The sequence below is a fragment of the Enterobacteriaceae bacterium Kacie_13 genome (genome assembly GCA_013457415.1).
Taxonomy (GTDB): domain Bacteria; phylum Pseudomonadota; class Gammaproteobacteria; order Enterobacterales; family Enterobacteriaceae; genus Rahnella.
This window is the reverse complement of sequence record CP045665.1, coordinates 1,095,889-1,109,450: the sequence shown is the minus strand read 5'-3', so window position 1 is coordinate 1,109,450 and position 13,562 is coordinate 1,095,889. Positions and strand designations below refer to the sequence as shown.

General features: G+C 50.3%; 15 protein-coding genes and 1 other RNA gene. 8 read left to right on the top strand and 8 right to left on the bottom strand.

Annotation, left to right across the window (positions count from 1 at the left end; all coding sequences use genetic code 11):
- Positions 1 to 2 precede the first annotated feature (2 nt).
- The 3 genes from rseB to rpoE are packed head-to-tail and all read right to left on the bottom strand — an operon-like array spanning position 3 to position 2,209.
- The gene (gene rseB / locus GE278_05010) at positions 3 to 956 is read right to left on the bottom strand and encodes a sigma-E factor regulatory protein RseB (protein ID QLK60173.1); all 954 of its coding nucleotides are present in this window, start codon (positions 954 to 956) and stop codon (positions 3 to 5) included.
- The gene (rseA, locus tag GE278_05005; GenBank protein ID QLK60172.1) at positions 956 to 1,603 is read right to left on the bottom strand and encodes an anti-sigma-E factor RseA; all 648 of its coding nucleotides are present in this window, start codon (positions 1,601 to 1,603) and stop codon (positions 956 to 958) included. The genes rseB and rseA overlap by 1 nt, the downstream gene beginning before the upstream one ends.
- Before the next feature lie 30 nt (positions 1,604 to 1,633).
- The gene (gene rpoE / locus GE278_05000; GenBank protein ID QLK63198.1) at positions 1,634 to 2,209 is read right to left on the bottom strand and encodes an RNA polymerase sigma factor RpoE; all 576 of its coding nucleotides are present in this window, start codon (positions 2,207 to 2,209) and stop codon (positions 1,634 to 1,636) included.
- A gap of 178 nt (positions 2,210 to 2,387) precedes the next feature.
- Here rpoE and nadB point away from each other — a divergent pair, with 178 nt between their 5' ends.
- Positions 2,388 to 4,025: an L-aspartate oxidase gene (gene nadB / locus GE278_04995; protein ID QLK60171.1), complete on the top strand. Its 1,638-nt coding sequence runs from the start codon at positions 2,388 to 2,390 to the stop codon at positions 4,023 to 4,025.
- A 54-nt stretch (positions 4,026 to 4,079) separates the two neighbouring features.
- On the opposite strand, the gene GE278_04990 is transcribed toward nadB, so the two are convergent.
- Positions 4,080 to 4,826: a methyltransferase gene (locus tag GE278_04990; GenBank protein ID QLK60170.1), complete on the bottom strand. Its 747-nt coding sequence runs from the start codon at positions 4,824 to 4,826 to the stop codon at positions 4,080 to 4,082.
- A 156-nt stretch (positions 4,827 to 4,982) separates the two neighbouring features.
- On the opposite strand from GE278_04990, the gene srmB reads away from it, so the two are divergent.
- Entirely contained in the window at positions 4,983 to 6,311 is a 1,329-nt protein-coding gene (gene srmB, locus GE278_04985; protein ID QLK60169.1) for an ATP-dependent RNA helicase SrmB, read from the top strand.
- Between the two features lie 86 nt (positions 6,312 to 6,397).
- Here the strand turns inward: srmB and grcA are convergent, their stop codons facing one another.
- Positions 6,398 to 6,781, bottom strand: coding sequence for an autonomous glycyl radical cofactor GrcA (grcA, locus tag GE278_04980; GenBank protein ID QLK60168.1), 384 nt, complete (start codon positions 6,779 to 6,781; stop codon positions 6,398 to 6,400).
- 340 nt (positions 6,782 to 7,121) lie between these two features.
- On the opposite strand from grcA, the gene GE278_04975 reads away from it, so the two are divergent.
- Complete coding sequence (locus GE278_04975) at positions 7,122 to 7,805, top strand: uracil-DNA glycosylase (protein QLK60167.1); 684 nt, start codon at positions 7,122 to 7,124, stop codon at positions 7,803 to 7,805.
- Between the two features lie 62 nt (positions 7,806 to 7,867).
- Here GE278_04975 and grpE read toward each other — a convergent pair whose 3' ends face one another.
- Positions 7,868 to 8,455 (bottom strand): nucleotide exchange factor GrpE, encoded by a 588-nt coding sequence (gene grpE / locus GE278_04970; GenBank protein QLK60166.1) that lies wholly within the window; start codon positions 8,453 to 8,455, stop codon positions 7,868 to 7,870.
- Between the two features lie 137 nt (positions 8,456 to 8,592).
- Here grpE and nadK point away from each other — a divergent pair, with 137 nt between their 5' ends.
- The 3 genes from nadK to bamE all read left to right on the top strand — a co-directional run bounded on the left by nadK (position 8,593) and on the right by bamE (position 11,685).
- Positions 8,593 to 9,471, top strand: coding sequence for an NAD(+) kinase (nadK, locus tag GE278_04965; GenBank protein ID QLK60165.1), 879 nt, complete (start codon positions 8,593 to 8,595; stop codon positions 9,469 to 9,471).
- Between the two features lie 77 nt (positions 9,472 to 9,548).
- Positions 9,549 to 11,228, top strand: coding sequence for a DNA repair protein RecN (gene recN, locus GE278_04960; protein ID QLK60164.1), 1,680 nt, complete (start codon positions 9,549 to 9,551; stop codon positions 11,226 to 11,228).
- 112 nt (positions 11,229 to 11,340) lie between these two features.
- Entirely contained in the window at positions 11,341 to 11,685 is a 345-nt protein-coding gene (gene bamE / locus GE278_04955) for an outer membrane protein assembly factor BamE (protein QLK63197.1), read from the top strand.
- A gap of 78 nt (positions 11,686 to 11,763) precedes the next feature.
- Here bamE and GE278_04950 read toward each other — a convergent pair whose 3' ends face one another.
- Complete coding sequence (locus GE278_04950) at positions 11,764 to 12,048, bottom strand: RnfH family protein (protein ID QLK60163.1); 285 nt, start codon at positions 12,046 to 12,048, stop codon at positions 11,764 to 11,766.
- A complete protein-coding gene (locus GE278_04945) occupies positions 12,041 to 12,475 on the bottom strand; it encodes a type II toxin-antitoxin system RatA family toxin (GenBank protein QLK60162.1) in 435 nt (144 codons plus the stop codon). Before GE278_04945 ends, GE278_04950 begins: the two co-directional genes overlap by 8 nt.
- A gap of 154 nt (positions 12,476 to 12,629) precedes the next feature.
- Here GE278_04945 and smpB point away from each other — a divergent pair, with 154 nt between their 5' ends.
- Positions 12,630 to 13,112, top strand: coding sequence for an SsrA-binding protein SmpB (gene smpB, locus GE278_04940; GenBank protein QLK60161.1), 483 nt, complete (start codon positions 12,630 to 12,632; stop codon positions 13,110 to 13,112).
- A gap of 49 nt (positions 13,113 to 13,161) precedes the next feature.
- Positions 13,162 to 13,525: a transfer-messenger RNA gene (gene ssrA, locus GE278_04935) on the top strand.
- Positions 13,526 to 13,562 lie beyond the last annotated feature (37 nt).

Below are 13,562 nucleotides of genomic sequence, written 5' to 3'. Positions count from 1 at the left end.
ATTTATTTTGCGGAGAACACGATGCTGTCAGCGATACGTTTGGCAGTGGAAGGCGGCAATTCGCCGACGACAGTAATTTCATTGCCATTACGTATTTCTGTTTGCACCGTTCTTCGCCCCTGCCTGATCAATTGCTCAGAAGGGCCGTTGGTTGTTGCACTGACATTGACTGAGAAACTGAACAATCCGTCAGTATACAACCGTGATTCTATCGTAACGGGCATATTTGGCAACGTTCTGCGGCTACTGGCCACTTCAGTGATACCTGCCGGAAGCCATTTCACCTGCCATGAAAATTTCACTTGCTCGGAAGCCGGCAAAGAAAGCACAGGAGGAAGATTGGCTTTCTCAAGGTCAGCCAGTGAGCTGATGACAACTTTATCAACGTTATTAAAACCAATCACCCGGAACTGCTCCAGCGTTTCACCATCGCGATCCAACAAATCGACGCGCATTGGCAACTTCGTTTCTTCATCCACCCAAATCACGTAACTGAAACGCGTGCCATCACGCGACACAACGCGAATCACCTGGCTTAAACGGTCAGCAGCTCGCGCGCGACCTACGGCAATAAAGTCGTAATACTTTGAGAGTAAGGAGAAATCACTAAAGACAATGGAAGGCAGCGAATCAACGATGTGATCGCCATCCAGCGTGAAAGGTTGCAGGCCGGTTTCAAAGTAGCTGATGTCTTTTCCGCGCTGGACAATTTCACGGCGCGGACCGTCCATCAGAACCAGCTGTGCCAGCGAGGTTCGGTTAGTGATAGCATGACGATAGCGATAGGAATCAATCCCTTGCTTCGTGATGTTGATAAAACCCATTTCATAATTCAGCGACTGACTGGCTTTGCCCATATCCTGTAATAACGCCTCGGTAGATGACTCTGCCGAGGCGATACCTGAATAAAGCAGGCTGCCCGTTGCTAAATAAACGGCAAACCAAATTTGCTTCATTACTGCGTTTGCGTTCCTAAAGACTGAATACCAGGGACCTGAACAGCGGCCTGTTGCGGAGTAACAGGTTCGAGTTGAAGCTGTTCTGAGTGCAGACGACGCTGCAATTCATAATCCTGCAACATCGCATTGATTCGCTTACGCTGCTCCTGAACATTCTGCTGCCCGTTAACGGTATTACCTTCGCTCGGTACGCCGAAGCTGACCGGAGAAGCTTTACCCATCATTGGTAGCGTATTGAACGCAGGTGTTTCAGGTGAAGCACCAGAGGCATCAGGCTGATTATAGTGCTGAACACCGACAATCACCGCCAGCGATACACAGGCTGCAACACCGACCTGAGTCAGTTGGCTTGCCCAAGGGCGAACCTTCTGCCAGAACGGCATTTTTTGCCATGTATGAGGCTGAGGTTGCGATTCGGTAGCAGAGCCAGGAACCAGTTTAACCGGCTCGTTTGCCAGCGCAGCGGCCACACGATCTGCGATATCCAGATGCACCACATTCCCAATGTCACCACGTAAGGTATCGCGGATCAAATGATAACTCTGCCAGTTTTGCTGAAGCGCAGGATCTGTTGATAATGAACTTAACAGTTCATTATCAATGGCTTCACCATCCATCAGAGCGGAAAGCTTTTCTTTCTGCATGCCTAAGTACCCTTCCTGTGTCCGTCATCTCTAACGCTGGATGAGCGGTTGAACTTTATTATCAATTGCTTCCCGGGCACGGAAAATTCGGGATCTCACCGTACCCACCGGACAGTCCATGATGGTCGCTATCTCTTCGTAGCTCAATCCATCCAGCTCCCTCAGAGTGATCGCCATGCGAAGATCTTCAGGGAGTGCTTCAATAGTACGGAAAACTATTTGCCGTAACTCTTCTGACAACATCAAGTTCTCAGGGTTCGATATTTCTTTCAGAGCGCCGCCACTTTCAAAATTCTCGGCTTCGTTTGCATCCACATCACTAGAGGGTGGACGCCTGCCCTGAGCCACTAAATAATTTTTCGCCGTATTGACTGCAATACGGTACAGCCAGGTATAAAAAGCGCTGTCGCCACGGAATGATTCCAGTGCGCGATAGGCTTTAATGAAAGATTCCTGAACCACATCTGGCACATCGCCCTGTGGCACATAGCGGGATACAAGGCTCGCTACCTTATGCTGGTATCGGATAACCAGTAAATTGAACGATTTTTGATCACCCTTCTGGACCCGCTCAACCAGAACCTGATCGGCTAACTGCTCGCTCATCCGAGGTAAAATCTCCCCAAAACTATCTCCGCGCATAAAGTAGTACTGCCAGCTTTCATCATTATATTCCTGAGCAAGTACAGCTTGGAGTTCACATGGAACATTAAGTTCCACATCGCCATTGTTTTTTCTATTGAAGTCTCATGCCCGTGGCTTTTGCACGGAGGTTTAGGCTAACATGAATTTCCCTCTTCTTCTGCAAACATCATACGTTATGCAACCTTCATCTGAATTTGTCAGTGATGTATTGATTATCGGAAGTGGCGCTGCGGGCCTGTCTTTGGCTTTGCGACTTGCAGACCACTGTCACGTAACTATTCTCAGCAAAGGCCCTCTCAACGAAGGATCCACATTCTACGCACAAGGTGGTATTGCCGCCGTTTTCGATGAAGCAGACAGCATTGCCTCACACGTTGAAGACACTTTAATCGCCGGTGCAGGCTTATGTGATAAAGAAGCCGTTGAATTTATCGCCAGCAATGCACGCCATTGTGTCCAGTGGTTGATCGATCAGGGAGTCCTGTTTGATACCGAAACCAACGCGAGCTCAGAAGAACGTTATCACCTGACCCGCGAAGGGGGTCACAGTCACCGCAGGATCCTGCATGCTGCTGATGCAACAGGTAAAGAAGTAGAAACTACGCTGGTAAGTAAAGCAAGAGCACATGCCAATATTTGTGTTAAGGAACGCTATAACGCGGTCGATTTAATTACTTCCAGCAAAATTGGGTTACCGGGTACTCAGCGCGTGGTCGGCGCGTATGTCTGGAACCGCGACAAAGAGCATGTCGAGACGCTGCGAGCCAAAGCCGTTGTGCTGGCGACGGGCGGTGCGGCGAAAGTGTATCAATACACCACCAACCCGGATATTTCATCCGGCGACGGCGTCGCAATGGCCTGGCGTGCTGGCTGCCGTGTGGCCAATCTTGAGTTCAATCAGTTTCACCCGACCTGCCTTTATCACCCGCAAGCACGTAATTTCCTGCTGACAGAAGCTCTGCGCGGCGAAGGCGCCGTACTCAAACGCCCGGACGGCTCGCGCTTTATGCCGGACTTCGATCCGCGTGGCGAACTGGCTCCCCGCGATGTCGTTGCCAGAGCTATCGACCATGAGATGAAACGCCTCGGCGCGGATTGCATGTATCTTGATATTAGCCACCGCCCACCGGAATTCATCAAACATCACTTCCCAATGATTGATGAAAAGCTGAGCTCTCTTGGTATCGACCTCACGAAAGAAGCCATTCCGATTGTTCCTGCCGCACATTACACCTGCGGTGGCGTGATGGTCGATCAGCACGGACGCACCGATCTCGATGGCTTATATGCTATCGGTGAAGTCAGCTATACCGGATTGCATGGTGCAAACCGGCTGGCGTCGAATTCTTTACTCGAATGCGTGGTATATGGCTGGTCAGCGGCCGAAGATATTATTAAGCGGTTACCTCACGTCAAACTGGCGAAGCACGTGCCGCAGTGGGACGAAAGTCGGGTGGATAATTCCGATGAGCAGGTGGTTATCCAGCATAACTGGCATGAGTTGCGGTTATTTATGTGGGACTACGTCGGGATTGTGCGGACCACGAAACGTCTGGAGCGCGCTCTGCGCCGTATCATGACCCTGCAGCAGGAAATTGATGAGTACTACGCTAACTTCCGTATTTCGAATAACTTGCTGGAATTGCGAAATCTGGTGTTAGTGGCGGAGCTGATTGTCCGTAGCGCTATGGAACGCAAGGAAAGCCGCGGACTGCACTACATCCTGGATTACCCTGATTTACAGGAAAACCCGCAGCCCACTATCCTTCACCCATAATGGCTTCAAAGTGCGAAGGAACGCACTTTTCAATTTTTTTACTCCCCGCCCTTCTCAATAATTCAGATAAAAATCCGTAATCAATGCGCAAAACGCTTCGCTGTAAATCCCTTCAGATTTCCGCAGCGCCAGCTCCTGTTCGACAATCTCAGCCGGTTGTCGGGATAAAGTCAGCAGCAGGCGGTTCAGCGGTTTCCCAGGACGATCGCGAACCGCCATCCGCCAGGCGCTCAACCAGCCTTTCTGGTGCGCCATCGCTTCAAACGTCATCCCAATTTCATAGGGCAGAACTACGCTAAATACTCCCTCAGGCGTAATGAGCTTAGCGGCGCAATCGAGCAGTGCGTCATGGGTCAATGTTTCGGTGTAGCGCGCAGCGTTTCGCGCTTCATCCCGGCAGACCACCGCCGATTCGAAATAGGGCGGGTTACTGACGATCAGATCGTATGCTGCCAGATGTTCATCGGCGTAATCATTGATATCCTGCCCATACACGGCCATCCTTTGTGCCCATAAAGATTCGGCAAAATTTTCAGCCGCCTGCGAGGCCGCGTCAGGCTCCAGCTCCACGGCATCAATTTGTGTCTGGGGGCCGCTGCGCTGCGCCAGCATCATAGCGATAAGTCCGCTACCGCAGCCTATATCCAGAATGCGCCGGGCATTGCTCACCGGAGCTGTTGCGCCAAGCAGAACGCCGTCAGTGCCGACTTTCATCGCACAACGGTCGTGCGCTACGAAGAACTGTTTAAAGGTAAATCCATTACGCCGTAAAGGCTGAGGGGAACTGACTTCTTTTGTCACTAATTTCACCTTAATTGCGCCAGCCATCAGGCCTGTGAACGAAAACTGACGTAGCATAGGGCAAAGAGATGCAGAGGAAAAGGCACACAAACCGCTTAAATAGGTGAAGATCGCGTCCAACACGTCTATAATCGGCGCCCCAAGTAGAGGTAGACCATGACTGTAACGAATTTTTCCGAACTCGAACTCGATGAACGCCTACTAGACGCCTTAGGCGAAAAAGGCTATACCCGCCCGACTGTCATTCAGGCAGAGGCAATTCCGCCTGCAATGGACGGACGCGATGTGTTGGGTTCGGCTCCTACCGGCACCGGCAAAACAGCGGCATTCCTGTTGCCTGCATTGCAGCATTTGCTGGATTTCCCGCGTAAGAAATCTGGTCCGCCACGAATCCTGATCCTCACGCCAACCCGTGAACTGGCTATGCAGGTTGCCGATCAGGCACGTGAACTGGCTAAGCATACTGATCTGGATATTGCGACAATCACCGGCGGCGTGGCATACATGAACCATGCCGAAGTGTTCAGCGAAAACCAGGACATCGTCGTCGCGACGACCGGCCGTTTGCTGCAATACATTAAAGAAGAAAACTTCGACTGCCGCGCCATCGAAACACTGATCCTCGATGAAGCTGACCGTATGCTGGACATGGGCTTTGCGCAGGATATCGAAACCATTTCTGCCGAAGCACGCTGGCGCAAACAGACGTTGCTGTTCTCCGCAACGCTGGAAGGGGAAGCCATCCGTGAATTCGCCGAACGCATTCTGACTGAACCGGTAGAAATCGAAGCCGATCCGTCACGTCGCGAACGTAAAAAGATCCTGCAGTGGTATTACCGCGTTGATGATGTTGCACACAAAACTCAGATGCTGATCCACCTGCTGAAACAGGAAGATGTGACGAAATCAGTGATCTTCGTGCGTAAGCGTGAGCGTGTTCACGAACTGGTTGCGTGGCTGCGTGAAGCGGGTATCAACTCCTGCTATCTCGAAGGTGAGATGGTTCAGGTTAAGCGCACAGAAGCAGTGAAACGCATGGTCGAAGACCGTGTTAACGTGCTGGTTGCCACCGATATCGCCGCGCGCGGTCTTGATATCAACGACATCAGCCACGTCTTTAACTTTGACCTGCCGCTGACCGCTGATATCTACCTGCACCGTATCGGTCGTACCGGTCGTGCTGGCCGTAAGGGTACTGCGATTTCATTCGTGGAAGCGCATGACCATTTGCTGCTGGGCAAAATTGGCCGTTATCTGAATGAGCCGTTGAAACCTCGCGTGATCGACGAACTGCGTCCAAAAACGAAAGCTCCGAGCGAGAAAACCACCGGCAAGCCATCGAAGAAAGTGCTGGCAAAGCGTAAAGAGAAGCAAAAAGCCGCGCAGGAAAAATCGAAGGTGAAGGTAAAAGTTCGTCATCGCGACAGTAAAAACGTTGGCAAGCGTCGCGTAAAACCTGATGCGGCGAAAGATGCCTCAAAATAAGTATCAGCTAATCTCCTGATACAGATGAAAAAAAACCGCCTTATCAGGCGGTTTTTTATTGGGTTCAATCAGCAGAGCAGCCGTGATTACAGGCTTTCTGTGAAGGTACGGGTGATTACATCACGCTGCTGTTCAGCAGTCAGTGAGTTAAAACGTACCGCATAACCAGAAACACGAATAGTCAGCTGTGGGTATTTTTCAGGGTGCTTCACCGCATCTTCCAGGGTTTCGCGACGCAGTACGTTAACGTTCAGGTGCTGGCCACCCTCTACGCGTACAGTCGGCTGAATTTCCATCGGCACTTCGCGGTATTCGAACTGACCCAGTTCGCTGACAGCAACGATCTGGTCTTCCGCATAACCCGCTTTTGCGCACACGCAGCGAGCTTCAGCTTTCTCATCATCCAGCAGCCAGAAAGAGTTTTTCAGGGCTTCGTTGTTAGTTTTGGTAATTTGGATCCCGGTGATCATATGTTGCCTCCATAATTGGCTACGATACTGTTAATTGGTTGAGTGTCAGGTTCCTACGGCAACCTGTTATTTCTGCTCTCAGATATAACAGCACTACACCCCGCGAACCTTGACTAATATCAATCTTTTTAGTGCGCCTATTTTCGCCTCACGCCATATTTATGTTTTATATCAATTTTTCCAACCCCTACTCTTAAATTATTTTTGTAAATTATCAATAAAATTTGCATTGATAACCTTAAGCCACAGATAAGCATCAGCAAAATGATGTGCGGGTTTCACTCAGAGGAACGAGCAGGTAAGCTACGCGCAACAAAACCACCTTCAAAGGAGAGCGTCAATGTCCACTACTCTCACCTGGCATGACGTGATTGGTCAGGAAAAAGAACAGCCCTATTTCGTTGATACCCTGAAGTTTGTTGCCGCTGAACGCGCAGCAGGAAAAACCATTTATCCGCCGCAGCAGGACGTGTTTAACGCCTTTCGCTCGGCAGAACTGGCGGATGTGAAAGTGGTGATACTCGGGCAAGACCCTTACCACGGCCCGAATCAGGCTCATGGTTTATCCTTTTCCGCTCGCCCCGGCATTCCTGCTCCTCCGTCGCTGGTGAATATGTATAAAGAGCTGATGACGGATATTCCGGGGTTTGAGCGTCCGAACCACGGCTATCTGCAAAGCTGGGCCGATCAGGGCGTGTTACTGCTCAACACCGTTTTGACCGTTGAAGGTGGGCAGGCTCACTCTCACGCCAAACTGGGCTGGGAAACGTTCACCGATCGGGTGATTGCGGCGCTGAATGAAAATCGTGAAGGGATTGTCTTCTTACTGTGGGGTTCGCACGCGCAGAAAAAGGGCAATATCATTGATACGCAACGCCATCATGTCCTGAAAGCGCCGCACCCTTCCCCGCTGTCGGCACATCGTGGATTCCTGGGTTGTAAACATTTCTCACAGGCGAATACCTTGCTGGAAAAACAGGGCCTGGCCCCCATTGACTGGGTGCCGGTATTACCCGCGGAATGACGTAAAAAAAGAGGCACCCGCAAAGGTGCCTCTCCCATCATATGTCTCTGTTCAAAACAGAATCAGGCTTTCGCTTTAGAAACCGCGACCATCGCCGGACGTAGCAAACGACCATTCAGCGTGTAACCCTTCTGCATAACCATAATCACGTGATTAGGCTCCAGCTCTTCGGATTCAATCATGGTCATCGCCTGATGCAGTTCAGGATTGAATGGCACGTGAATATCGCCTACCACTTCCATGCCGAACTTACGAACCGCATCCAGCATCGATTTCAGGGTCAACTCAACACCTTCAATCAGACCGGTCAGTTCAGGATTGGATTTATCAGCCAAATCGATCGCACGTTCCAGGTTATCAATAACTGGCAGCAACTCGCCGGAGAATTTTTCCAGTGCGAATTTGTGCGCTTTTTCGATATCCAGTTCAGTACGGCGACGGACGTTTTCCACTTCCGCTTTCGCACGCAGCAAGCTGTCACGCTCACGCTGCTGGACTTCTTTCAGCTGTGCTTCTAATTCAGCAATGCGTTCATCGCGCGGGTCAACGACATCTGCCGCCTGAGTTTCCGCTTCCGCATGCAGCTCTTGTTCCTGATTCAATTCTTCAGAGACTTGCTCGTCAGGTGTCTTATGTTCTTTACTACTCATGAATATCTCCGCGTTTTAGCATTAATCTTGCTAGTTGGCTTATTATGGGGATCAAAACCGGGGATTCAAGGTTTGGTTTTTAATGAAACCGGTCATAATGCAGGAGTCATCACACCCTGCTGAGGATAACCACAGCGATGAATAAAAAATTTGAGTGCATTGGGATCGTCGGACACCCTCGCCATCCTTCCGCACTTGCCACCCATGAAATGCTCTATCACTGGTTAATCTCAAAGGGTTATCAGGTCATTGTTGAGCGGCAGGTGGCACAAGATTTAGCCCTGGAAGGTGCGCAAACCGGCAGTCTGGCGGAAATCGGTAAACTGGCAGATCTGGCTGTCGTGGTCGGCGGTGACGGCAATATGCTCGGCGCGGCGCGGGTACTTGCACGTTATGACATCAAAGTTATCGGCATCAATCGCGGTAATCTGGGGTTTCTGACCGATCTGGATCCGGATAACGCGTTACAACAACTGGATGACGTTTTGCAGGGCGAGTATCTGAGCGAGCAACGTTTTCTGCTGGAAGCGATGGTACGCTGTAAAGATCAGCAATGCCGCGTGAGCACGGCCATCAATGAAGTGGTGCTCCATCCGGGGAAAGTCGCGCACATGATTGAATTTGAAGTCTATATCGACGACAAATTCGCGTTCTCTCAACGCTCCGATGGCCTGATTATTTCGACACCCACCGGCTCGACAGCGTATTCCCTGTCCGGCGGTGGTCCGATCCTCACGCCGACATTAGAAGCGATTGCACTGGTGCCGATGTTCCCGCATACGCTCTCGGCGCGTCCGTTGGTGATTAACAGTAACAGCACCATCTGCCTGCGGTTCTCGCATATGAGTACTGATCTAGAAATCAGCTGTGACAGCCAGATTGCGTTGCCGATTCAGCCGGGCGAAGAAGTGGTGATCCGCCGCAGCGAATTCCATCTGAATCTGATCCACCCAAAAGATTACAGTTATTTCAACACATTAAGTACCAAGCTCGGGTGGTCAAAGAAACTATTCTGAACTAAAAAAATAATTCGCCAGCCTCTTTACTGTATATAAAACCAGTTTATACTGTATGTAATTACAGGTCTGTTGTTATGTACAGGAAGGTGATCATGCTGGCGCAATTAACTATCAGTAACTTTGCTATTGTCCGTGAGGTAGAAATCGATTTTCATGCAGGGATGACAGCAATCACCGGGGAAACCGGTGCTGGTAAGTCCATTGCTATTGACGCGCTTGGGCTTTGTCTGGGTAATCGCGCCGATGGCAGTATGGTGCGTCTCGGTGCAAGCCGCGCAGATATCTGCGCGCGCTTCACCTTAGCCGATACCCCGTCGGCGAAACTCTGGCTGGCTGAAAATCAGCTCGATGAGGGTCAGGACTGCCTGTTGCGTCGTACTATCAGTAATGATGGACGCTCAAGGGGCTTTATCAACGGGACACCGGTGCCATTATCGCAGCTGCGTGAACTGGGCCAGCATCTGATCCAAATCCACGGGCAGCACGCTCACCAGCTTTTACTCAAACCTGAGCACCAAAAACATCTGCTTGATGCCTATTCCGACCAGCCCTTGCTTCTGGGTGAAATGCGCAAAGCGTATCAGAACTGGCACCATAGTTGCCGTCAGCTGGCGCTGTATCAGCAACAGATGAACGAACGTGAATCACGCCGCCAGCTATTGCAATATCAGCTAAAAGAGCTCAACGAGTTCTCTCCACAGGCCGGCGAGTATGAACAAATCGATGAAGAATACAAACGTCTGGCGAACAGCGGGCAGCTTCTCTCGCTGAGCCAGAGCGCGTTGTATTTACTTGCCGATGGAGAAGATCAGAATATTGTCAGCCTGCTCTACAGCGCGCGGAATCAACTCACTGAACTGGCGGAGCTCGACAGCAAGATGAATGACCTGATCATCATGCTGGACGACGCCTCGATTCAAATCAGTGAGGCCAGTGACGAACTTCGCCACTACAGTGAACGTCTGGATATGGATCCCAACCGTTTGTTCGAACTGGAACAGCGTTTATCTCGTCAGATGAATCTGGCACGTAAGCATCATGTGAGGCCAGAAGAATTGCCCGAGCATCATCGTCAGTTACTAGAAGAACAACAGGCGCTGGATGATCAGGAAACTAATCAGGCCGAACTGAGTGAAGCGGTACAGGTGCATTACCAGCAAGCTGTCGCCATTGCAGCAGAACTGCACGATAAGCGCCAGTTCTTCGCTGATGAACTGACACTGCTCATAACTCAAAGTATGCAGGCTCTTTCCATGCCACACGGTAAGTTCCAGATTCAGGTGCATTTCGAACCGGAACATCTGGGAGCAGAAGGCGCTGATCGTCTGGAGTTTCAGGTCACCACTAACCCGGGACAACCGTTACAGGCTTTAGCTAAGGTCGCTTCAGGAGGCGAGCTTTCTCGTATCGCGCTGGCGATTCAGGTTATTACAGCGCAGAAGATGGAAACACCCGCACTGATCTTCGATGAAGTAGATGTTGGCATCAGTGGTCCGACTGCGGCGATTGTCGGACGTCTGTTGCGTCAGTTGGGTGAATCAACCCAGGTCATGTGCGTCACGCACTTACCGCAGGTTGCAGGTTGCGGACATCAGCATTATTTTGTCAGTAAGGAAACTGATGGTGAAGTGACAGAAACGCAAATGAATCGCCTCGATAAAAAGGCGCGTTTGCAGGAACTGGCGCGCTTGCTGGGCGGAAGTGAAGTCACCCGAAACACCCTGGCCAATGCAAAAGAGTTGCTCGCAGCGTAAAAAGCTCAACTTTTTTACAGTTCAGCGGTCATACAGGTGCCCCGCAAAGGTTTCAAACTGATGAAAGGTCTATTATCATCGGCATCTTATGCCCTAAAGGAATGTAATGACTATGCGCTGTAAAACGCTAACTGCCGCCGCTGTAGCTCTTGTAATGCTTACTGCGGGCTGTTCCACTCTGGAAAAGGTGGTTTATCGGCCTGACATTAATCAGGGGAACTACTTATCTCCTGCTGACGTACAAAAAATTCATACCGGCATGACTAAGCAACAAGTTGCTTATGTTCTTGGCACGCCGATGTTGCACGACCCGTTTGGCAGTGATGTCTGGTACTACGTGTTCCGTCAGGAACCGGGCCATGAGGGCGTCACTCAGCAAACCCTGACACTGACATTCAACGGCTCAGATACGCTGACTAACATTGATAACAAGCCGACGTTAAGCGATCAGAAATAAATCGTCCCGGTATGATGATCGCTGGTAACAACCACGAAATCATCTTTCAGGGTAAAAAAATAAGGCGCCTGAGGCGCCTTATTTTTTTGAACGTTCAGCGCGGATACGCCGTAACTCTTTTGGGTCCGCAATCAGCGGCCGGTAAATCTCGATCCTGTCACCGTCATTGACGATATCAGCCAGTTTGACGGGGCGGCTGTAAATCCCGAGCTTGTTCTTTTTCAGATCAATATCTTTACGCAACTCCAGCAACCCTGAAGCCAGTAGCGCCTGTTCGACGTTACTCCCTTCCTCCAGCTTAACGGTTCGAAGATACTGTCGTTCCGGTAACGCATAGACCACTTCAACGCGGATTTCAGACACTGTAGACCTCTTTTGCACGCAGGGTGAATGCCTGAACCATGCTGCCAGCGAGCTCTTTAAAGATTTTCCCGAATGCTAATTCGATCAATTTATTCGTAAATTCAAAATCGAGGCTGAGCTGCACTTTGCAAGCATCCGGACTAAGTTCTATGAAGTCCCACCCCCCGGTCAGCTTACGAAACGGGCCATCAACCAGTTGCATATCAATACGCTTATTACTGATTAACGTGTTCTTAGTGGTGAAGGTTTTGCTGATACCGGCTTTCGAAACATCAACAGCCGCCGTCATCGACGTATCAGTGTTATCCAAAATGCGGCTGCCAGTACAACCAGGCAAAAACTGCGGGTAAGCATCAACATCATTCACTAAAGTGTACATCTGCTCCACGCTGAAGGGCACCAGCGCAGAACGACTTATCTGTGGCATATCATTTTCCAGGTGTCATAAAACGTACAGATAATACCATTTATCCGCCCGGTAATAAAAACTACGAAGCACAGGGGGCAAAAAAAGGAAAAACAGCAGAGTCCTACGTGTGGGGATTTCATTCGGCAACGCTTACAGTATAATAAGTATCACTATGACAAAGAAAAAAGCACATAAACCCGGTTCCGCGACTATCGCGATGAACAAACGCGCTCGCCACGAATACATCATTGAAGATGAATTCGAGGCGGGGCTTGCTTTGCAGGGATGGGAAGTCAAATCGATGCGCGCTGGTAAAGCTAACATCACTGACAGCTACGTCACATTCCGCGACGGTGAAGCCTTTTTGTTTGGCGCAACCATTCAACCTCTCAACATGGCGTCCAGTCACATTGTTTGTGACCCGACCCGTACAAGAAAATTACTGCTGAACAAACGTGAGTTAGAAACGCTGTTCGGTAAAGTAAGTCGCGACGGTTATACTGTGGTCGCGCTTTCCATGTACTGGAAAAATGCCTGGTCAAAAGTGAAGATCGGTCTGGCGAAAGGTAAGAAAGAGCACGACAAGCGCGATGACATTAAAGATCGCGAGTGGAAAGTAGACAAAGCACGTATTATGAAACACGCAAATCGCTAAGTCTCTGGCTTAGCTTGGTGTTTTACTGGTATACTGCGAAATAGTACTTGGGGCTGATTCTGGATTCGACAGGATTTGCGAAGCCCAAGGAGCATGCCGAGGGGCGGTTGGCCTCGTAAAAAGCCGCAAAAAAATAGTCGCAAACGACGAAAACTACGCCCTAGCAGCTTAATACCCTGCTTAGAGCCCTCTCTCCCTAGCCTCCGCTCTTAGGACGGGGATCAAGAGAGGTCAAACCCAAAAGAGATCGCGTGGACACCTTGCCTGGGGTGAAAGCGTTAAACCCAATCAGGATAGTTTGTTAGTGGCGTGTCCATCCGCAGCTAACCGGCGAATGTAAAGATTGGACTAAGCATGTAGTGCCGACGGTGTAGTAATTCTGGACGGGGGTTCAAATCCCCCCAGCTCCACCAAATAATGATCCGGTTATTACCAGATAAGTCCGGAGAA